Origin of the sequence: Pseudoalteromonas sp. DY56-GL79 (genome assembly GCF_041414765.1) — a bacterium.
Lineage (GTDB): Bacteria > Pseudomonadota > Gammaproteobacteria > Enterobacterales > Alteromonadaceae > Pseudoalteromonas > Pseudoalteromonas piscicida.
This window is the reverse complement of record NZ_JANHZS010000012.1, coordinates 137,469-159,026: the sequence shown is the minus strand read 5'-3', so window position 1 is coordinate 159,026 and position 21,558 is coordinate 137,469. Positions and strand designations below refer to the sequence as shown.

The 21,558-nt window shown below is 42.3% G+C and carries 19 protein-coding genes; 9 read left to right on the top strand and 10 right to left on the bottom strand.

Going from position 1 to position 21,558, the window contains the following annotated elements; translation table 11 throughout:
- Window positions 1-199: 199 nt before the first annotated feature.
- A complete protein-coding gene (locus NO992_RS10670) occupies window positions 200-1,045 on the bottom strand; it encodes a LysR family transcriptional regulator (RefSeq protein ID WP_010370532.1) in 846 nt (281 codons plus the stop codon).
- Between the two features lie 129 nt (window positions 1,046-1,174).
- On the opposite strand from NO992_RS10670, the gene NO992_RS10665 reads away from it, so the two are divergent.
- The 4 genes from NO992_RS10665 (at window position 1,175) to gcvP (ending at window position 6,467) form a co-directional block, all read left to right on the top strand.
- Window positions 1,175-1,750 carry a hypothetical protein gene (locus NO992_RS10665; protein WP_017217916.1) on the top strand — a complete coding sequence of 192 codons (576 nt, stop codon included), beginning with the start codon at window positions 1,175-1,177 and terminating at the stop codon, window positions 1,748-1,750.
- 85 nt (window positions 1,751-1,835) lie between these two features.
- Window positions 1,836-2,918 (top strand): glycine cleavage system aminomethyltransferase GcvT, encoded by a 1,083-nt coding sequence (gene gcvT, locus NO992_RS10660; protein WP_010370538.1) that lies wholly within the window; start codon window positions 1,836-1,838, stop codon window positions 2,916-2,918.
- Between the two features lie 76 nt (window positions 2,919-2,994).
- A complete protein-coding gene (gene gcvH / locus NO992_RS10655) occupies window positions 2,995-3,384 on the top strand; it encodes a glycine cleavage system protein GcvH (protein WP_371376864.1) in 390 nt (129 codons plus the stop codon).
- A 182-nt stretch (window positions 3,385-3,566) separates the two neighbouring features.
- Window positions 3,567-6,467 carry an aminomethyl-transferring glycine dehydrogenase gene (gcvP, locus tag NO992_RS10650; RefSeq protein WP_371376861.1) on the top strand — a complete coding sequence of 967 codons (2,901 nt, stop codon included), beginning with the start codon at window positions 3,567-3,569 and terminating at the stop codon, window positions 6,465-6,467.
- A 149-nt stretch (window positions 6,468-6,616) separates the two neighbouring features.
- On the opposite strand, the gene NO992_RS10645 is transcribed toward gcvP, so the two are convergent.
- Genes NO992_RS10645 through NO992_RS10635 form a run of 3 tightly spaced genes read right to left on the bottom strand, consistent with a single transcriptional unit; the run spans window position 6,617 to window position 10,342 of the window.
- On the bottom strand, window positions 6,617-8,299 hold the full coding sequence (locus tag NO992_RS10645) for a metallophosphoesterase (protein WP_371376857.1): 1,683 nt from the start codon (window positions 8,297-8,299) through the stop codon (window positions 6,617-6,619).
- A gap of 1 nt (window position 8,300) precedes the next feature.
- On the bottom strand, window positions 8,301-9,296 hold the full coding sequence (locus NO992_RS10640; protein WP_371376854.1) for a hypothetical protein: 996 nt from the start codon (window positions 9,294-9,296) through the stop codon (window positions 8,301-8,303).
- Window positions 9,296-10,342 carry a hypothetical protein gene (locus NO992_RS10635; RefSeq protein WP_371376851.1) on the bottom strand — a complete coding sequence of 349 codons (1,047 nt, stop codon included), beginning with the start codon at window positions 10,340-10,342 and terminating at the stop codon, window positions 9,296-9,298. Before NO992_RS10635 ends, NO992_RS10640 begins: the two co-directional genes overlap by 1 nt.
- 658 nt (window positions 10,343-11,000) lie before the next feature.
- Here NO992_RS10635 and NO992_RS10630 point away from each other — a divergent pair.
- Window positions 11,001-12,017, top strand: a complete 1,017-nt coding sequence (locus NO992_RS10630; RefSeq protein ID WP_371376848.1) for a 5'-nucleotidase — start codon at window positions 11,001-11,003, stop codon at window positions 12,015-12,017.
- Complete coding sequence (locus tag NO992_RS10625) at window positions 11,980-12,690, top strand: amino acid adenylation (protein WP_371376845.1); 711 nt, start codon at window positions 11,980-11,982, stop codon at window positions 12,688-12,690. Before NO992_RS10630 ends, NO992_RS10625 begins: the two co-directional genes overlap by 38 nt.
- Before the next feature lie 210 nt (window positions 12,691-12,900).
- On the opposite strand, the gene NO992_RS10620 is transcribed toward NO992_RS10625, so the two are convergent.
- Window positions 12,901-13,215, bottom strand: coding sequence for a hypothetical protein (locus NO992_RS10620; protein WP_349195404.1), 315 nt, complete (start codon window positions 13,213-13,215; stop codon window positions 12,901-12,903).
- Window positions 13,216-13,857: 642 nt separating this feature from the next.
- Between NO992_RS10620 and NO992_RS10615 the strand changes: the two genes are divergently transcribed.
- Both NO992_RS10615 and NO992_RS10610 read left to right on the top strand, forming a co-directional pair.
- Window positions 13,858-14,295 carry a thioesterase family protein gene (locus tag NO992_RS10615; RefSeq protein WP_017217895.1) on the top strand — a complete coding sequence of 146 codons (438 nt, stop codon included), beginning with the start codon at window positions 13,858-13,860 and terminating at the stop codon, window positions 14,293-14,295.
- 309 nt (window positions 14,296-14,604) lie between these two features.
- Window positions 14,605-15,606, top strand: coding sequence for a fatty acid desaturase (locus tag NO992_RS10610; protein ID WP_371376840.1), 1,002 nt, complete (start codon window positions 14,605-14,607; stop codon window positions 15,604-15,606).
- Between the two features lie 27 nt (window positions 15,607-15,633).
- Here the strand turns inward: NO992_RS10610 and NO992_RS10605 are convergent, their stop codons facing one another.
- The 5 genes from NO992_RS10605 to NO992_RS10585 all read right to left on the bottom strand — a co-directional run bounded on the left by NO992_RS10605 (window position 15,634) and on the right by NO992_RS10585 (window position 19,876).
- Window positions 15,634-16,137 carry an RNA methyltransferase gene (locus tag NO992_RS10605; RefSeq protein ID WP_371376837.1) on the bottom strand — a complete coding sequence of 168 codons (504 nt, stop codon included), beginning with the start codon at window positions 16,135-16,137 and terminating at the stop codon, window positions 15,634-15,636.
- Between the two features lie 216 nt (window positions 16,138-16,353).
- Complete coding sequence (locus NO992_RS10600; RefSeq protein WP_010370561.1) at window positions 16,354-16,668, bottom strand: DUF6172 family protein; 315 nt, start codon at window positions 16,666-16,668, stop codon at window positions 16,354-16,356.
- Window positions 16,669-16,906: 238 nt separating this feature from the next.
- A complete protein-coding gene (locus tag NO992_RS10595) occupies window positions 16,907-17,680 on the bottom strand; it encodes a hypothetical protein (RefSeq protein WP_371376834.1) in 774 nt (257 codons plus the stop codon).
- Between the two features lie 287 nt (window positions 17,681-17,967).
- On the bottom strand, window positions 17,968-18,276 hold the full coding sequence (locus NO992_RS10590) for a hypothetical protein (RefSeq protein WP_371376831.1): 309 nt from the start codon (window positions 18,274-18,276) through the stop codon (window positions 17,968-17,970).
- A 127-nt stretch (window positions 18,277-18,403) separates the two neighbouring features.
- Window positions 18,404-19,876: an alpha/beta hydrolase gene (locus NO992_RS10585; protein WP_371376828.1), complete on the bottom strand. Its 1,473-nt coding sequence runs from the start codon at window positions 19,874-19,876 to the stop codon at window positions 18,404-18,406.
- A gap of 146 nt (window positions 19,877-20,022) precedes the next feature.
- On the opposite strand from NO992_RS10585, the gene NO992_RS10580 reads away from it, so the two are divergent.
- A complete protein-coding gene (locus NO992_RS10580; RefSeq protein ID WP_371376824.1) occupies window positions 20,023-21,549 on the top strand; it encodes a LytR/AlgR family response regulator transcription factor in 1,527 nt (508 codons plus the stop codon).
- The last annotated feature ends 9 nt before the right edge of the window (window positions 21,550-21,558 follow it).

Genomic DNA, 21,558 nt, shown 5'->3' with positions numbered 1-21,558 from the left:
TCCTTATTTGGTAAAAGTGTTTTGCAATATCTTTATACCGTACTCTCCCGTTAAGGGGGAGGAGTCCATACATCTCCCACAAAACAGAGTGGTTTTGTCTGCGGGTTCACCCCGCGAGCTTTTCAACAACCTCGCCGCGTAAAGCAGCTCCCACATGAGTTCTGTGTTGCTGGTGGGAGCGATTTTACATCGCGATCTTTTAACCTAGCCTCAATGCAATAAACTCAGCGAGTTTATCAACCGCGTGGGCGGATTCTTGGGTGTTTTTGACTAGGCTGATACCGATTTGGCCGAGTTCGGGTAATATTTGGGTTTGGGTCTGATAAGGCAGCTCTGCTGGCACGGTGCTTTTGGCCAGCACAGTGATCCCGAGCCCTTCTTTTAAAGCGGCAGTAAGGCCGGTTAAATCGGCGTTGCTATATACAATCCGGTATTGTAATCCAGCTTGCTGCAGCGCCTCGATAGCGCGGCGGCGATAAATACAGCCCTCCGGCGCGGTGACTAAAGTGACAACCGAATGCTGCGCAAGCGATAAATCGCCAACCCAAACTAATTGATCTTGCATAAAGACTGGATATTTAGAGGATGAGAGTTCTTCATTAAGCGCTAGCACCAAATCAAACTGGTCTTGCCTTACCACAGAAAGTAAGTGTTTACTCAACCTTGATTTAACTTCCAGCGCCACATCAGGATATAAAGAAACGAAATCGCCAATAATAGAAGGTAAGATCCGTGCTGCAAACTCACTTGGAATGCCTAAACGTACTCGGCCTGTCACACTCTCTGAGGTAAATTGCTGAATAATTGCGTCGTTCTGCTGCAGCATTTGTTTGGCTAGAGGCAAAAGTAGCTCACCATATTGATTCAACACCTGCCTTTGGCCCTGTTTTTTAAACAGTTTGCAACCTAGCATGTCTTCTAAACGTTTGATTTGCAAGCTAACAGCAGGCTGAGATAAGCCAAGCAGTTCACCAGCCTTGGCAAATCCACCGACATCAACCACAGTGACCAGCGTTCTTAATCCATCAATTGATAAGTTTTTCATATAAGGAAATGCAATTTATAAAACCCAAGTACATTAATATTATTTATCAATTGATAAGTAAATACAATTTGTTGTTGAGTTTGCGCATCCTTATACTTTTGCTCATCGAAATTTCACTAAGGTAGTGCCATGAGCGTCACGCCAATTATCTTTGCAAAGCACCGTCAGGGCAGTGTTCCGGCGCAAAACCATTACATGCCAACTGATGCTGTTGTTGTACTCGATTTCAGCGGCTTTGAGACCACGCCTTTCTTAAGCCAAATTCTTGCACTTAACTTGAATAAGTTAATGGCACCAGGCTTGGGTTTTCAAGGCAAACTAGACAGTGGCGAAAATTTCGCCGTGTACTATTTTAGTGAAACAGCTTACCGTTTTGTTGTAAGTGAAAGCGCAGCCGCTGAGCTGGCAACACTGATTGATAGCCATGCCGACGAGTTTGATATTGAACTGGTACGCCGTCATGATTTAGTTGCTGCCACCATAAGCGGTGAGCTTGCGTTTGAGCGTTTAGTCAGTGACTTTACGTTAACGCCAGGCCTGAGGATTTCAGATAAAAATGCCTGCTATGGCAAGCAAAGCGGTGAAGTATTTATTACGACCTTGCTGGTGGACGAACAGCAACAGTATCAGTTGATTGCGCAAGCTGCTGTGTTAGAAAAATGGCAAACGACGCTCACTGACGCTGGTTTTAAACTCGTTTCATAAATTCCGTGCAGTTATCGTAAGCGCGATAACAATAACCCCCTCAGCGCCAACTGATGGCGGCTGAGTAAAAAAGTGAAGGATAAGTATGACTTCTAAAACAGTACTACACGCGAAGCACCTAGAAGCTGGCGCGAAAATGGTAGACTTCCACGGTTGGGAAATGCCAATCAACTATGGCTCACAAATTGAAGAACACCACGCGGTGCGTCAAGATGCGGGCATGTTTGACGTTTCACACATGACGATTGTTGATATCGAAGGTGTAGACGCAAAGGCATTTTTACAAAAGCTAGTTGCAAACGATGTAGCTAAGCTTACTGTGGCTGGTAAGGCGCTATACACAGGTATGCTAAACGAGCAGGGCGGTGTAATTGACGACCTTATCATTTACTTCTTCACTGAAACACAATATCGCCTAGTAGTTAACTCTGCAACACGCGAAAAAGATCTCGCACATATCGGTGCGGTAGCGGCAGATTTTGAAGTGACAGTCACTGAGCGTCCTGAGTACGCGATGATTGCGGTACAAGGTCCAAACGCAAAAGCAAAAACAGCAACTATCCTAGACGAACAACAACAAGCGGCTGTTGAAGGCATGAAGCCATTCTTTGGTGTGCAAGCTGGCGACCTATTTATCGCAACAACTGGCTACACTGGTGAAGAGGGTTATGAGATCGTAGTGCACAACGATGGTGCGGCGGACTTATGGCAAAAATTATTAGACGCAGGTGTGCGTCCAGCTGGCCTAGGTGCACGTGATACGCTACGTTTAGAAGCGGGCATGAACCTTTACGGCTCAGACATGGACGAGACGGTGTCTCCACTTGCAGCGAACATGGCATGGACAATTGCATGGGAGCCAGAGGAGCGTGACTTTATCGGTCGTGCGGCTATCACCAAGCAACGTGCAGAGCAAAGCACCGATAAGCTGGTAGGTTTAGTCCTAGAAAGCAAAGGCGTATTACGTGGTGGTTCTAAAGTTATCGTAGAAGGTGGCGAAGGTGTTATCACTTCTGGTACATTCTCACCAACTTTAGGCTTCAGTGTAGCGCTTGCGCGTGTACCTCGTTCAATTGGCGAGACTGCACAAGTTGAAATGCGTAAGAAGCTAGTTGATGTTAAAGTAGTTAAGCCAAGCTTCGTTCGTAACGGCAAGTCAATTATCTAGTTTTTATAGATAATAAATAGAATAACATTGATGTCGCTCACGGGGTGACATCGCAACCGACCAAAGGAACAAAAAAATGAGCAACATTCCTAGCGAGTTAAAGTACGCTACTTCACACGAGTGGGTTCGCGCTGAAGGTGACGGCATTTACACTGTTGGTATCACTGAGCACGCACAAGAGCTTCTAGGCGACATGGTATTCGTTGAATTACCAGACGTAGATGATGAAGTTGACGCGGGTGAAGACTGCGCGGTAGCTGAGTCTGTAAAAGCAGCGTCAGACATCTATGCACCAATCGGCGGCACTATCGTTGAAATCAACGAAGAGCTAGAAGATGCGCCTGAAACTGTAAACAACGATGCATACGGTGACGGTTGGTTGTTCAAAATTAAAGCGTCTGATGAGTCTGAGCTAGATAACCTACTAGACGCTGAAGGCTACGCAAATTCAATCGACGAAGACTAATTTGTTGATAACAATAAAAGCCCCTTTTTAGGGGCTTTTATTGTTGCTTTTTGGGCAAGGGTGCTTGCTCAAGGTATGACGAGATCATGCCAATGTTTTTAGAATACTGCCGTTACCAAGGTATCTCATTTAGATAAAAACAGTATTCACCTTTTTCATTTGGATCATAGGAACCTGGACTAATGTCAAACGCCAAATCTCTTGAACAGTTAGAGCAAAAGCAAGATTTTATCCGTCGCCATATCGGGCCAAGCCCAGCACAGGTGAGCGAGATGCTAAGCGCTCTTGGAGTATCTAGTGTTGAAGAGCTGATCGGTCAAACTGTACCTGCTTCAATTCGTTTAGAAGAGGGCTTACAGATCGGTGAAAGCCGCACAGAAGTGGAAACCCTAAGTTACCTGAAATCAGTAGCAAGCAAAAACAAGGTTTTCAAATCTTATATCGGTCAAGGCTACCACCCAACGCACGTACCTCACGTTATCCTACGTAACGTACTTGAGAATCCGGGTTGGTACACTGCTTACACCCCTTATCAGCCAGAGATTGCGCAAGGTCGCTTGGAATCACTACTTAACTTCCAAACGCTGACTATGGACATTACCGGCCTTGATCTTGCCAGTGCATCATTACTTGACGAATCCACCGCAGCGGCAGAAGCAATGGCGCTTGCGAAACGTGTATCTAAAGCGAAAAAAGCAAACATCTTCTTTATTGCCGACGACGTACACGTACAAACTATCGACGTAGTATCTACGCGTGCTGAGCAGTTTGGTTTTGAAGTAGTAGTAGGCCCTGCTAGCGACGCCGCTAACCACGAGATTTTTGGTGCGCTATTCCAGTATCCAACAACATCAGGTGAAGTGGTTGACGTTACTGACCTAATCGCACAAGTACAAGACAAAAAAGCGATTGCCTGTGTTGCCGCAGACATCATGAGCTTAATGCTACTTAAAGCACCAGGAAAACTAGGTGCGGACGTTGTACTTGGTTCTGCACAGCGTTTTGGTGTACCTATGGGTTACGGCGGTCCACACGCTGCGTTCTTTGCTACGCGTGATGCTTACAAGCGTTCACTACCTGGCCGTATTATTGGTGTGTCTAAAGACCGTTTAGGTAACGACGCGCTACGTATGGCGATGCAAACTCGTGAACAGCACATCCGCCGTGAAAAAGCCAACTCAAACATTTGTACTGCACAGGTGCTACTTGCGAACATGGCTGCGTTTTACGCGGTTTACCATGGTCCTCAAGGTCTTAAGATCATCGCTGAGCGCATTAATCGCCTTGCAAGCATTCTTGCCACGGGTCTTAAAGCAAAAGGCGTATCACTTAAGCACGATACGTGGTTTGATACCATTACCGTTAAAGCGGACGACGCTGACAAGCAAGCGGTTGTGGCGCGTGCGGTAGCAAAAGGTGTAAACTTTGCCCTTAACCACAACGGCGAATACTCAATTGCAGTAAACGAAACCACTACGCGTGCAGACGTAGCTGAGCTATTCGACATCATTTTAGGTGACGACCACGGCCTAAATGTAGATGCGCTAGACGCACAAGTATCAGGCGAGAACATTACAGGTATTCCTGCAAGCCTAGTACGCGACGATGAAATTTTAACGCACGCGAACTTCAACAGCTATCACAGCGAAACCGAGATGCTGCGTTATATCAAGCGTCTTGAAAACAAAGATTTAGCACTAAACCACTCAATGATCTCATTGGGCTCGTGTACCATGAAGCTAAACGCAACCGCTGAAATGATCCCAGTGACTTGGCCTGAGTTTGCAGAGCTGCACCCGTTCTGCCCAATCGACCAAGCACAAGGTTACAAGATCATGATGACTGAGCTGCACGACTGGCTTGTGAACATCACAGGTTATGACGCAGTATCACTACAGCCTAACTCAGGTGCACAAGGTGAATACGCAGGTCTTATCGCGATCCGTAAGTACCATGAGTCTCGCGGTGAAGGTCACCGTAACATCTGTTTGATCCCAAGTTCAGCGCACGGTACAAACCCAGCGTCTGCACAAATGGCAAGCATGAAAGTGGTTGTGGTTGACTGTGATAAAAACGGTAACATCGATATGGAAGACTTACGCGCGAAAGCCGCTGACGTAGCTGAAAACCTATCGTGCATCATGGTCACTTACCCATCTACACACGGTGTATACGAAGAGTCTATCCGTGAAGTATGCGACATCGTGCACCAGCACGGCGGCCAAGTATACATGGACGGCGCAAACATGAACGCGCAGGTTGGGGTAACTAGCCCAGGTTCAATCGGCTCTGATGTATCGCACTTAAACCTACACAAAACATTCTGTATTCCACACGGTGGCGGTGGCCCAGGTGTTGGTCCTATCGGTGTTAAATCGCACCTAGCGCCATTTATGCCTAACCACAGCGTGATCAACGTAGAAGGCACAAACGTAGGTAACGGCGCGGTTTCTGCGGCACCTTACGGCTCTGCTGCTATTCTACCTATCTCGTGGGCATACATCGCGATGATGGGCAGCGAAGGCCTAAAACAAGCAACAGAAATGGCAATCGTGAATGCTAACTACCTAACGGCTAAGTTGAGCGAGCACTTCCCAATTCTATACCGTGGCCGTAACGACCGTGTTGCCCACGAGTGTATTGTTGACCTTCGCCCACTGAAAGAAGCGACAGGCATCACCGAAATGGACGTTGCTAAGCGTCTACAAGACTACGGCTTCCACTCACCAACGATGTCGTTCCCAGTAGCGGGCACACTAATGGTTGAGCCAACGGAATCTGAGTCTAAGGTAGAAATCGACCGCTTTATCGAAGCCATGGTTTCTATCAAAGGTGAAATCGACAAGATTGCATCAGGCGAGTGGTCTATCGAAGACAATCCATTAGTATTTGCACCACACACGCAAGCAGACGTACTAAGCAAGGACTGGAACCGCGCATACGACCGTTTTTACGCTGCATTCCCTGTACCAAGCGTAGCAAAAGACAAATTCTGGCCAACGGTAACCCGTATCGACGACGTATACGGCGATCGTAACCTAATTTGTTCTTGCCCAGCGGTTGATACTTACCGCGATGCGTAAGAGTTTGTAGGTCGCGCTTTAGCGCGACTTAGCAAATTTTGAAAAGCCGCCCTTTGAAAAAGGGGCGGCTTTTTTATATTTATTAGTTTTAGGAGGGAAAGATAAAGAGGCGCAGCAACCCCATTTAATTAGGTTTAAAAATAAAAATTTTACCTTGAGACAAATGAAATATCGCGATTCAACATGCTTGCATCTGGTAATTTTGTGGTTTCTATAAAAGGCATTTTTATGGATGTGCAAGCTACAAAAATATTTTCATAGTTACGTGTATTACTTTCTCTAGCATAGCTTGGATCACATATTATCGAAAATGCTACCCATTTCGAGCTTTCAGTTTTTAAGGAGTTACTGATCGTTGAAAGAGTTTTTCCAGTAGCTAAGACATCACTTATAACTATAACCAATTTCTTGGTCTTTATGATATTGGTTAGACGCTTGTTCACAACTTCTTCTTCGTCATAACGAATTGATTCACCACGTACAGCTACACAGCAGTTTCGAATGTTGCTAGCAGATCCTAGTCTCGCTGCCATAATCGCACCCCATGTATCCGCACCTATTAGAATAATATCTGATTTATCAATTTCTTTTTCTTGTGCTAATTTTATCTGGGCTTTAAAGTTATTAATTAACATACTATAAAGTTCTGTTCTTTTTAATAAATCTTTTATATTTACCCACGATAAAGCTGTGTATTCTTCACAAGTTTCAAATTGTCCAGTCTGATATAGTCCATGATCTTTAATTGTTCGATATATTAAAGCATCTAGCTTATCATCTATTTTCATGTACTTAGATGGCTTTGTAGTTAAGTCATTCGTGGTCTTGGGTATAGTGGCTTGATCGGACTGGTTTCTACTAGTAAATTGACTTTCGTTAATGGAATCTCTTATTTTAGTATTGTGTTGTGTATTGATATTGGTTATTTCAAATGGAACTTCTATCCATTTTCCCTCTAGTTGCTTTTTAAAATGCCCATCAAACTTGTATTCGAAGTGCTTAGACTCTTTGGGTTGAGCTAGATCTATCAATCTAGCTTGCGGGGAAATAGATGAATTATTTTCAGGATAAGTATTTAGACTTCCTGTAGCAATTACATATTTTTTCTCAGATTCGTAAATAAATTCAGGCCTGTGAATATCTCCACCGAACCAAAAAACATTACCGGATGTAGTAACCGGATTAGCCAGCCTTCTAAGTAAATGTCCCCCTTCATTCCAAATATGACTTTCTGCCCAACCTTTTCTATCTGGGGCTCTGTCATTTTCATCATCTTCGTCAAAGGGGGCTTGCTTACCAGCTTGATGTGACATAGGAAGGTGATGAGAAAGAACAATTAAATTTTTTATTTTATTATCTTTGATCTTACTAACAATTTCGCTCTTTAATGAATCTTTTAATGTAGCTGGGAGTCCATTAGAATAATTTGAACCAGTCGAGTTTAATCCTAAAACTGAATACTCGGAATCGAATTCTTCAAGGTAATAGCCTTTTTCAAGAATACTAGTACCAAATTCCCCTAATAAATTATTGAAAGCTTCTAAATTCCCTGATTCTCTTGGTACATCATGGTTCCCATTAACTATATAAATATTTTTCTTATCAACACCAATGTTATCAGCAATGTACATCAAAACTTTCTCAACATGCGGATAATTTTCTGTTTTTGAGATGTTGATTAAATCACCTGTTACAATAATTGCTTTAACCTCAGAGCCAATTAACTGAATAATGAGGCTATGAAGAAATTCGTCAAAAAAATTGGCCCTTAATGCTTCTTTATTTCCATTAGGTTCATTTATATGAAGATCTGTTAAATGTAGTACTTTCATTTTATTTCAACGTATAGGTTAATTCATCCACACAATCACGCAAACTAACTAGGCTGTGAAGCATTATTTGATTATTTAGGTTTTCTATTTCAGTATATTTACCAATAACAAAGGAATGCTTAATATTTCCGCCAGTGAATTGACAATATGCTTGTGTTACTTTTAACTCGGTTCCTGCGATAAGAAAGTCACCTATATATATACAATAATCGGATTCCTCAAATTTATGCGAGTTTGTCATTTCGTAAATATGATGTTTTGGGCCAATATGATCAATCAAATATAAATCTGAACCTGATATATACAACAGTAGCTCATGAACAGAGCCAGCTATTACAGAGCCTCTTAGGCTTGCGGCTACTAAGGTATATGATTTAGGTTCATCTTTGCTAACAATATTATTGATCGATTCCACTAGGTTCAGGATAAACCACCTAAATTTATAAGGGTCTGAAATGATGTCCATAGCATTAAATCTGCCCGTAGCTACCAACGGGGTTGAGGAAAGAACTTCATCACATTCATTCTTATAAAAACAATCAGACACAACATCTATCAAGGACTCCTTTTCTCGCTTATTAACATTTAGAATTACTGATTCTAAGTCATCAAGCCACTTTCCATTGTGGGTAATTTCAATTGCTACCAGTGAACTAATCTCAGTTTTTCGCATCTGGCATGTTGATGTTTCTGTAAAGTTTTTTCTAATGTAGTTTGTTAATTTGTTTTTATTGTCGTTCGAATAGAACAAGACGCTGACTTTTTTTTCCTTGATTACTTTTTCTAGTGGATCTAAAAAATGGTCATCCACATCAACAACATTGTTGCAATTTACAATTATTTTAGCTTTAGGTAGTGAGCCCACATATTCTTTTAACTTTGTAGAAAAAAAAACACCATTAGTTTCAGACAAATTTGTTGGTGCTGTATTACATGCCCATGAAAAGAGCAAAGCTCTTGTATAGTGAAAAGTATCAGAGGGAATAAAATATTTCATTAGTTTCCTCCTTGAACGGGCATAGAAAAATTAACTCTTACACCTCTAATAGAGTTATTCCAAATTCTTACGTAACCGTCTTTTTTATTTTCTGTACCGGCTTTGAAAGTTAACTTTCCAATTTCAGAAATTGCAGCTTTTACACCATAATCTCTACAGTGCTCGATGAAACTGCACCAAAGTTTTTCCCCCCAATGTACTTCAGCCGAACCAGATCCTATTGATATATTGCCACCGGCTGAAATCACATTCTCTATGGCTCGTTTTAGCCCAAAATGCTTTTCGTTGGTTATGCTTGCTAGAAGGCAAGCATATAAATCAGCATTCTCTCCATTGGCACTCTGCATTATTTCTGAATGAATATTCTTTTCTTTAAAGCTTTGCCGAAATCCTTTGCCAACATCAATTACACTAATCCCGATCAAATTTCGGCTTCGTTGCAGTCCCAAGAAAGCTGTAGCTTGGCCCCATAGTAAAGAGTTGATAGCAATCTCAGCACAAATTCTAGATATAATTAAAGGTAGATCTTTTTCGCTTGGCCCCATTTGAACCGAACGAAACAAGTCACTGCAATCTGCTATTAAAAGCTTTCTAAATTGCTCACGATGGACTCTTTTCCATTCAGCTAATTCTTCTATGTCAAAAATATCAGGTCTGGTTGAGAACTGGTCTAAGGATAGTATTTGTGTTCTAGGGTTTATATTAAGATCTGAGTATCCTCCAATAGGGTAAGGTAACTCAAAAAGGTCATATTCATCTGCAACATTAAAGAACTTAATTTCAGTTAAAAATGCAAAAATTTTGGGGTGATAGTCCAGTAATATTTCTTGGGGTGCTCTAGTATATTGCCTAACTCTGTGAGCTAGGGCTAAAAAGAGCGAAGCTGCAGCAACGTTAATTTTACCATAAGCAATCTCCCTTAAGTCCCATTGGACTCTAGGGACTCTACCTGAGTGCCAATAAGTATTGAATTCTTTTAAGGATGGAGATGTTTTGAAGTAGACCGACGGGATACTATCAAGGCCACCAACTTTTATCTTGAGCATAAAATCCTTTTTCGAAAGAATCTAAATTTATTAGATATTGCATACTAATATTTTTTAATGCCTGTATGCAATATCTAATAAACTCGTTCTATTGTCATCTGATAAGATAGCTCTAGAATTACTAAAAACCGAACGGCCTCTGATTTGGGTACGGTGTTAAGAGTGTTAGATATGTTTTCATATAAATAAGTAAGATACTTATAGAAAGGTGTGGAAGAGGATGACAATTGACGAAAGTGATACGCTCCTCTCGCCAAAGAAGCAATCTGGACTACTATGAGTTAAAATGCAATCAAACATAGGGATTATTTCCCCCAGAACGTTCACATTTATTCTGTTAGCAGACACAAGTATCCAATTCTAGCTGAGCGCATTGAATTTGTGCGTTTGCAGCTTAGTATCGAGCGTAGATCGGAGCAAATTTCAAATGTACTTAGAAGTGTAGGAGTATGCGACTGTATTTGAGCTGACAATTGCGACTCAGGGTATGCTCACCTTGTGCTTCATCGAGATCTTTGAGCATATTTAACAAAGTGATAAATCAAGTCAATCATGATTTTGTTGAAAGGATTGCATATATGGCTAAGTCTACTCAGTAAGTTAAAGAAACCGCTCACAGGTTTTAGGCCAGTATAAAGAGAGTAATAAGGGGGCGGTAATGGCACTTGATTTACGTAATACCTTAGTGGTGGGTATTTCAGCAACGGCACTTTTTGATATGAGTGCATCAGATAAAATATTTCGCGAAACCTATGCTGAAGACCCAGATACAGCGATTGAAGCGTATCGGGACTATATGTTGAAGCATGAAGACGAACCGCTAAAACCGGGTACGGGTTATTACTTAATTAAAGCCTTGCTTGCTTTAAATAAATACCAAGACGCAGATGATAGATCGCCGCTCGTCGAAGTGGTGGTTATGTCGCGCAATAGCCCTGATACTGGTTTACAGGTACTTAATACCATTCGCCACGATAAACTCAATATTACGCGCTCAGCGTTTACCGCAGGAGAGTCGGTTGCAGACTATCTTGACGCCTTCGACGTAGATTTGTTTCTTACCACTAATATTGATGATGCGCAGCGAGTTATTGATTCAACCCAGTGCGCCGCGGCTATTTTAAAAAATCCGCCAATAAATGCTCCTAAAATACCTGAGGGTCAGGTAAGAATTGCTTTTGATGGTGATGCAGTATTATTTTCTGACGAAAGTGAGTTGGTGTATAAAACTCAAGGTATGGCAGCTTTTCATGCTCAAGAAGATGAAAAACAAGATATTCCCATGCAAGACGGGCCGTATGCCAATTTGTTGAGAAAATTGTCAAAACTGCAAGACAGACTTCCGATAAGAGTTGAGTATTCGCCTATTCGGATCGCTATTGTTACTGCCAGAAATAGCCCATCAGAAATGCGCGTAATCAAAACGTTGCGGGAGTGGGGTGTTTATGTTGATGAAGCGTTCTTTTTAGGTGGGGTGAGTAAAGATAAAGTATTAAAAGCCTTTAATCCTCACATATTTTTTGATGATCAAGACGTGCATTTGGAGGCGGCTGCTAATATAGTGCCTTCAGGTAAGGTTCCTTACCTCAGTAGTTCAGAAATGGCAGTAAAACAGCCTAAAGGGGAAAAGAAGTCAGATGAAGTTACTATTCTCTGCCAGCAATGCATTAAATAAATGGCTTAAAACCGATCTGTCGAGATTACCAACGCGTGAAGGTAAACAAGCGGGGGTTAATACATTGAAGTCAGATAGCACAGCTATGTGCTGGCAAGCTCATGTGATTGATAATCGATACAAGTCATATGAAAAGACCATAATTGTTTGTGAAGCCAATAGTCGCTTTGTCTTCTTTATACCAGTTACTTTACCACTAACTGTTGATGAGTTAACTCAGTTACTCACTATGGAGTGGCAGGCAATGTTGGCAGAAACATTGGAGAGCTATCAAAGCGCTGATGGAAGGATGCCTAGAAGTGAAATAGCCCTGTTGTTGAGTGAGTTATCAGACATAACATTTAACGTTGATTGGGTTAAAAATACTGATTTAAGTATAAATGGGCATATTAGCGATGCAGGGATTTGGGTTGAACAAATTTTAAGAGAGCAAGGTGCATCCCAGTTATCAGCCCATCAAGCGACTGAATTAGCGATTTACCTAAACACGTCCGTAAAACGAATAACAAACAAAGAAACTAAGCGTAAAGAAAAGGTTATTCCGATAAAGGAGTTACTGGCTTATTGCCAGGCTTTGGTTAAAAGTGAGTACCTTGGGGATGTGAACAAAGTTGCTTCAGGTGGTGCTTGTGACTCATCCAACGTAGTGTATTTAAAGCATTATAGAAAGTAGAGTAGCTTACCAAAAGGTAAAGTTGCAGATTGGGTTCAAACAGTTCGCGACATAAAGTCGTTACTACAAATTGTTCGTAGCCGCTGGCAAGCATCTAAAGATCGCGGCGTGAAGCCGCTCCTACCCGATCATCTTCAGCTCGGAATAGAGTTGCGTAGTGCTTTTGCCGCCATTGCTGACAGTCAGGCCTTGTCGTGTGCATTTACCGCCTTAATGGACGGTAATAGGCAGATCGTTTACTACTAACGATTGGCCATTTTGCTGAGCTCGCATAAAACTGGATACCAAAACGTCGTTGGATAGGGTGCTGATGTCGTTAACGGTTTCGACCATGCAAAACGTAATGGACTCCCAACCTAAATCTTTAATAAAGGCCTCAAGTTTATTGATGTTATCTTTATAGTTTTCGTCTGTGGTTAGCAGGCCGATGGAGTGTTTGTTACCGGGTTTGTATTTCCCTTGCTGAGTGATGGCGCATTTGGCGTAACCGCTCAACACATAAACTGTATTTGTGCTTTTGTTCATATTGGTGACATGCTTAAGTTTAATTCTGATTTTGATTTCAGATGCATTTTTTAAACCAAGCTTGTAAATATTGCTCTGCTGTTTGGTTATGTATTGAAAATATTGAGAAAATTAATTTTGTATTTATCTTGGTTGTTGAACCCATAAAAGGCGTCAATTTTTTGTGAGATTGAGTGATAGAGATTTCGCTTGAATTGTGTTTCTATCTAAAGCTACGCTGAAAACAAAGGGAGCTGAAGCATTACTTGTCGCCATAAATGGCTACCTACGGGGTAAAAAACGGCTCAGCAAAGCTAAAAAGACTAACTCTTGTAACTTAGGCTGTGCTGAAATCAAAGGAAGCTGAAGCATTATTTGTCGCCATAAATGGCGACCTACGCAGGGCACAATGCAAGATCAAAGCTATAAAGCCCAGTTTTTTCCGTGTGCTTATATCTGCCGCTTTGTCGAGAACAAAAGGAGTTGAAGCATTATTTTTCGCCATAAATGGCGACCTACGTGGGATAGCGTAAGGTTGCACTGCGAAATGTTGGCTTTACTTTCCTATCCTAGCAAGTTGTCTTTAAATCATCTCATTAACCTTGTTGCTGGTACGATGAGTTGTTACTCTCGAGTTCAATAAATAAAATTAAAGGCAATATCATGCAGGAATTTTTAGAAAAGTTTGCAATCACCACCAAAGTGAATGTGGTGTGGGGAGAAATGGATGCGTTGGGGCATGTGAATAACGTGTCGTACTTTCGCTATTTTGAAACCGCGCGAATCGATTTTTTGACTCAAACAGGCTTACTTTCTGTATTATCAGAACCTACCCATAGCCCAGTTCTACGTGATACTTACGCGCAATATAAAAGACCCGTTACGTTTCCAGATACCTTGTATATTGGTTCATATATTACCGATATCAAAGAAGATCGATTTACCATGCGCTATGAGGCGTTTAGTGAATCGCAACAAGCAGTATGCACAACGGGGTATGCGAATGTGGTGATGTTTAATATGAAAACAGGGAAAAAATCGCCAATTCCAGAGAGCATGCTGGCGATATTGAAGCAATATGAGATGGACGAAAATCAATAGAAACTCGGAATTTAGGCGTTGCTGTTTTAAAGTAGTCGCGGCGTAAATCCGCTGCTACGACAATGTGAGATGGACGATAGTCAAGAGAAGCTTGGAGTTTAGGTGTTGCGTTGCTGTTTTAAAGTTGTCGCGACATAAAGTCGCTGCTACGACAATATGAGATGGACGATAATCAATAGAAGCGCGGAGTTTGGGTGTTTCGTTGCGTTGCTGTTTTAAAGTTGTCGCGACATAAAGTCGCTGCTACGGCAATACCGTAATGCGAGATTGCGCTATGATTTTGATATCAAAAGGTGAATTAAGTTATCTATGCCAACATTAACCGCTAGGCAGAATATCAAAGCGATAGTGACTGCTATCCAAGCTGAAGAGCAGTCGCTTCGAACGCGTTATCCTATTTTAAATCAGCAAAACAGCATCGCTATGGTGATTTTGCTGTTGTCGTTAAGTGTGCTAATTGGTGTTGCCTCGCTTTATTATTTTGCCGTTATTCCCTCGTGGCTGTGCATTCTGTTGGCCGCTTTTATTACCTCTATTTCTCATGAACTTGAGCACGATTTGATCCACAAGCAGTATTTTAGTGACCGTCCATTTGTACATCACTTTATGATGTTGACGGTGTGGCTAATGCGGCCAAATACGGTGAATCCTTGGTATCGTAGAAAGATCCACTTACATCACCATAAAGTGTCTGGTACTGAACAAGACTTAGAAGAGCGCTTGGTGGGTAATGGCGTCCAATCTCCTTGGTTGCGAGCTGTGGTGGTTACAGACGGGTTGTTAGGTTTATTATTTAATGCCAAGCGGTTTAGTCGAGAAATCAAGGGTTTTAAGTTTTTGCAGGTCTTTAATGCTGGCTTTCCGCTTGCCACGGCTTATTTTGCGACTCTATATGGTGTGATTACTTATTACGTGCTGCAATTTGTTCAGCCATTTGAACTACCCAGATGGGGAGCTGAGTTACTAGCGGTTGCTGAGTTCTTAATGGTGGTGCTGATTGTGCCTAATATGATCCGCTCAGCGTCTTTAAATCTTGTCACATCTTCAATGCATTATTATGGTGGGGTGAGTAACGTGTTAGAGCAGACCCATGTGATCACTAGTCGCTGGTTTTTGCCGTTTCAGTTATTTTGTTTTGATTTTGGCCGTACACACACTATCCATCACTTTGTACCAAATCAACCGTTTTATATTCGGCAATTGATAAGTAAAAAAGTACGCCCAGTTATGGCTCAGCACGGAGTACGTTTTGATGACTTACAAAGCCTAAAAAATGCAAATCACTACCCGGTCGAAGAGCGGGTTAGTTAAAAATAAAAAGATGCTTACAGCAAAAACTTATCCAACCGTTAGGCGGTTATTGATATCACGGCTGTTGAGTATCTGACTAGCATCAAATCCCGTTGAGCGTTTTGCCATACGGTCGTATAACAACACGTTGACTGTCGCGGCTAAGTTCATGCAACCTGTGGTTGGTACATATACCACGGCATCGGCGGCATCCACGATTTCTTGTGGCAGGCTGCCATCTTCAGGACCAAAAATGTATAACGCATTGTCGGGGTGAACAAACTGAGGCAGTGGGGCTGCGCCCTCTACCAGCTCAACACAGACAAGCGCACGGCTAGCTACTTTTAAACTGATAAAATCATCAACTTGTTTGATGGGAATGCTGTCGGCAACGTTTTTTGTATCCGTATGATATTTTGCAGCCCTTGCGTAACGATTGCCGCTAAAGTAGATGGCTTGCGCATCATAACAACCTGCGGCCCGTAATACGCCACCCACATTGGTTGGTGATTTAGGGTTTACTAATCCGATTGCTACAAATGACTCGCTCATACTTTTTAACTCTCACTATACCGGCAGTAGCGCCAGCAAAAATTCGACGAGCGATTGTATCATGCGCGTGATTTTGTGCCAGTTGGTATTGCTGGGGGAGAGCTGGTGATGTTGTCGAGCTAAAGCTCGACCTCCGTTTTTGCTGGGGTCGAGCAATCTGCGTTTTTGGGAAGGGCAGATGTTGTCGAGCTAAAGCTCGACCTACAGAAGTTGAGCTTAGTAGTCTTCTAACTCATCGTCAGATAAATCGTTTGATTTTCTATAGCCTGGCTTTGCTAAAATCTCAACATAAAAGGACGTGAGGTTTTCAGTTTGCGTTTTATCAATCAACTTGTTTAGTTGTGATAGGTGCACTGGCTCGGCTTCGGCTTCTGTGTTACCAAACTTACAATCAAAATCCCAATAATCAGCGCCCGCTGGCAAGGTTTTGTTGCGCTCGCGCTTTAGGTATTTTTTAAGCTCATGCTTAACCGCGTCAACGCGCCTTTCAAGTTTGATTTTAGGGTGAATTAGTTCAAATGTCTTTTTCATAGTTGCCTTCAAGCAAGAAATACTCAATCGGCAAAACAGTATGCCTGAGTAGATAATGTGTATTGATTTAAGCGTAAAGCTTACGCGCGAATAAATACAGGAATGTAATAGGATATTTTACGTTATATTTTGTGAACTGGCGAGGGACTTTGTGAATGCCGAAGAGAATAAAAGCTGAGTTGGTTGCGCGAGTTCGCAGCCAACTCATATTACTAACGTAACCATTGATAATGGCGGCTTAATTCGCTTTTGGTTGCGTTTGAGTTGGGGCTGTTGCAGCCAATTCACGCTCCAAGCGTTCTAATTTTTCTGCCAGTGCGGTTTGTGTCATTTCTATTTGGGTAAGGCTTGCGCCGATCTCTATCTGCTTGGAATCTCGGCTTTGCGCTTGAGATTTTAACTGATCAACATCGCCATTAATGGCAGCAATTTGATTTTTGAGTACGTTAGCAGCTTGCTGTTGTTCTTCTAGTAGCGATAGTTTTAAAGCAAGCTCTGTTTGACTCTGCGATAGCGTTTCTACTTTGGAAGTCGTACTGGTCTGGCTTTTAGCGTTATTACTTGCTTGCTCTTCAAGCTTTTTGATGTCTGATTGGTTTCTTCGCCACGCTGACGCCCATAGTTTATCCATCTGCGACCAAAGCTCGTCTGTGCGTTCGGTTAGTGTGTTCAATTTTGCTTGCATTGCACCTGCGGACAAGTCCATCTCTTCATCTGTGGCGGTGAGGGTATGTTCAAGCTCGGCAATGCGCTTTGTTGATTCGAGTAATTGTGCCTGGGTTGTTAAGTTTTGTTGGTAGAGCGCAAACGCCGCAGCGGCCAACGCAATAATCGAGATTGCACCCAACCAATTCATCATCCCCATACCTTTGGCGGGCTGGCTTGTTTGTTTGGTACTTTCTTTTGGTGCTGAGGTTTTACGGCTCGCTTGAGTGGTGGAGTTTTTATAGGCTTCAACCTGATCTAAATCTGGCGTAATACTGGGAAGCTCAGGTTCAATTCTCTTATCCAACGTACTTTCCTCTTTTTTGAGATTTATAAGGAGCCTTAGCAGCTTACTTGAAAATAACGCAATATGGAATTTGCAATCGATAAGAACCTTTAGAGCTGGAGGATTGCAGTCAATAAGCTGAAAAAATCCAATCCAAATGCAAAAGCATTTTTTGCTTTAAAGCAAGAACTAGATCCCAATCATCGTTTTAGTAATCAATTGTGACGTCAACACTATGGCGAATGAGGGCTGTTAATATCAGCTAGCCGAATAGCGTTCAGTTGTCCGGCTAGATTTTATCGCCAGTGTTAATCCTCGGGACCCTGCAAAGTAAAGGTTAAATGTTTACGCATATCTTTTAAAATCACCCCTTTTTTCAGCATGGCGGCGCTTAAGCGCTTTTGCCATTTAAGGAGTTCTGGCTTTGCGGCTTCCAGTGCCTGTTCGTTCTCAAATTGGAAAAAGAGTATTAATGAGCCGGGGAACAAGTGATATTCCACATCAAACCAACATTGCACCATGCCGGGAATTTCTGCACGAGCTTGTTCTTCGAGTTTATCTGCAATGGTCAGTACCAAAGCTTGTTGTTTTTCTTGTACTTTTGAGAGCTTTTTCATAATGCTATGGATGTAAGAGGCCAAAAGCCTAATTATACTCAAGCTTATGGGCTATCAACAACTTTGTTGTTGATAGCCCGCTCAGAGTGAATTGCTTTTTCAATTCACTCTGAGCCGCTTTTATGGGTTAAGGTGCTGACAGCGCAAGTTTTGGTAGCGGTAGTTGGATTGCTTCTGCGCTGACGGGTTTTCCGCTTAAGAAAGTTTGCATTCTGGCGAGCACCAAGGGTGAGCTTGTATAAAGGTTGTGGCCCGCATTGTTCACCATAATCAGGGTCAAATTTGTGAGCCCTCTCACAGCTTCAAGTTGTTCTTCTGGATAAGTTCTACCGTCTAGACTCCCTGTAAACAATAAAGTTGGGATGTTGGATAGGGGAGCGGTTCTAAAACCATCGCCTAAATCTAGTTTTTTATCTATCAAGTGAAGTATTGGCATTGGAAAGTTAAGCTTGTCGCCAAGCAAGGCCGTTGGCGATTGGTTTGTCACTTTTGCAAGGCGTTTAGCGGTGATCCCTGAAGCCACATCCATCGCCAGCGGCATCAATTTGAACGTAATGGGCTCATCGGTAAACATTCCACGCTGTAAAACATGCTTTAACAGCTCGGTATTGCCATTATCTAAACCTAAATAAATATGAATTAGCATGGCAAGATATTGGTTAGGATCGGCAATCATCATGCTAGCTAACGACTGAATATGATGCTTTTGAAATAACATGGGTGTTTTTGAGCCGTCTTTTTGTGTAATTTGAAGTGCAATAGGTTGTTGTTCAAGTTTACTGTGCACTCGGCGCATCAAAGCGGGTAGATCCGAAACTTGTTGTTTAAGAGCTTGCTGATTGATAATTCCTTGAATTCTTTCAAAGTATTGATCGGTTAGATAAGGTAGTTTAACGGTCTGATTGAGCCCTTCAGCACTGGCGATAATTACTTTGTCAAGATGCGCTGGCATCGCTTTTATGGCACTGAGTGCCAGATGGCTGCCGTAAGAGATCCCCCAAAGTGATACTTTGTCAGCTTTTAGGTGTTTTCGTAAGTCGTTTATATCTAGCGCATTCTGCTCGGTATTATAACCATATATATCAATGTCTTGAGACTTCCATTGAGTAAAGCATTCTAATGCGGCTTTGCGGTAACGGTCTGCAATTTGCGCTTCAGTGGTAACAGAATTAAGCGCAATATGTTCATTAGACACGCAAGGAGCAGCTTGCTCTGACTGGCCCGTACCTCTTTGATCTAGCGCAATAACATCACCAAACTCTCTTAGTGCTTGAAATAAAGGAAATCTTCGCCACTTGGCAGTCGCGATCCCTGAACCGCCGGGGCCACCAGATAAATATACGATAGGGGAACCTTTATTGTTGCCGGTTGCAGGAAAGCGCACATAGTTAATTCTAATTCTTTTGCTGCTGGGGTTATTCCTGTTTTCAGGCACCCAGAGGTGCCCAGCTATGGCATCCGTTGTTTCTCTGCTGTTGGCTTGAAACTCGATTTGTTGCTCATTGCTGTACAGCACTTGCTTATCGCTGCCTTTCTCTGCGCTTACGCATAAGCAAGTGAATAAGCTTAACGCGGCTATTAATGTGTGTGTTGATCGCATAGTATTACTCCTTAATAGTTTGTTCTTATTGAATACCATGGCAACTTTATGGGGTAGTGAACTTCTATGAGAGGCCTATATTTATTGGTTTGTAGGCTCAGCGGTAGTAAAAGGCCGACGAACGGTTAAAGGAAAAGCGGTAGAGTGTGAATATTAATCTTGTACTTTATTTAGTGATGGCTGTGTGTTGCTCGGGCGCTCTAGGTAAGGCTTATGCCAGCCAACCTTTGTTGCCATTTTCTTATGATCAAGCCGTGATGGTTTGCCCATGGTCAGTCTCACCAAAAGAAATTCCACAGTTTACTGAGCCGCAATGTTACCGAGCGAAATTATCTGAGATAGACCCGCAAAATCAGGCTGTTTGGGTGTTAATCGAATTTGAGCGAGCGAAATTAGCCTCAATACCAAGGCCCGTGGGGTTGTATTTATTTGCTAAAACATCAAGCGAAGTCTTTTTAAATGGTAGTAAGGTAGGGAACAGCGGTTTTCCTGCCGTAGATAAAGCTGAGCAAATAGGCAAAATGGACAGCGTATTTTATTTGCCAGACTCACTTATAAAGAAAAGCAATCAGCTGGTGTTTGGTTTGTCTGCGCAGCATAGCCTTATTTCATTAGGATACCCAATACATTTTGTTGGGATAGGGCAATTTGGCGATCCTAAGCAATATATTCAATCATTTAGTGGCTTAGGCCTGATTTTGGTTGGTGCCTTTTTGTTGGGCGCGTTGTACTTTATAAGTCTGAGCTTTGGTCGTTATGGCAATACAAGCGTTCGGATATTTTCCGCACTGTGCCTGCTTGCGGCAATGCAGCTCAGTGCTGAAATATCGCGAGGATTAGTTGACTATGGCTATGTATGGCATGATATTCGACTGTTGACTGTGACGGCGTTGTCGTTTTTATTTGGCACTTTGTTGCTTGTATATAGCTCCTTAAAAGTCGCAGAAAAGCACGTTCTTCACTGGGTTTATATTGGTACTATTGTCACGCTTATTGTTATTATTTTTGCTCCAGGCTTTGATGCTAAAACCACTGCAGGAGTTTTTGTGCCGTTACTCGTTAGCTTAGTTCAGCTAGGCTATTGTTGGCGATGCGCGAAACACAATAATTTAGCGACTTGGTTTGTGGTGCAGTTATTGGTGGCAGCAACCGTGCTCTTTGTTGCATCAAGCTTTCACGAAATTATTCACTTTGTGATCATTACCGTCTTGCTAGTCTACCTTTTCATTCGTCAAGCTAAAGAGTTTCGTGCTCAGCAAGTGCAGTTGAGTAGTGATCAAGCTCATATTGCCAAGCTTGAGTTTAAACTCGCGCAGAATAAACAACTTCAGTCTCCTTCTAAGCTGGAAGTCAGTATTGCAGGTAAAACTGACTATGTCGTGCTCACGGATATTGCGTTTTGTAAAGCCGCAGGGGACTACGTTGAGCTGCATATGAAAGACACTACGCAGAAGCTGTTTACAGGCTCACTAAAACAACTTGAACTTGCTTTACCCTCTATTTTTGTAAAAACACATCGTTCTTATTTAACTAATCTAAATGAAGTGGTGTCATTAGAAAGTGATAATAATCAGAGCAACTTGAAATTAACAAATGGAGCAAGTGTTCCCGTCAGTCGTCGGCTTGTCCCGTCGGTTAGGGCGACGCTTAAAGCGTCTAATAACGTCAGTTAAACCTTGAAT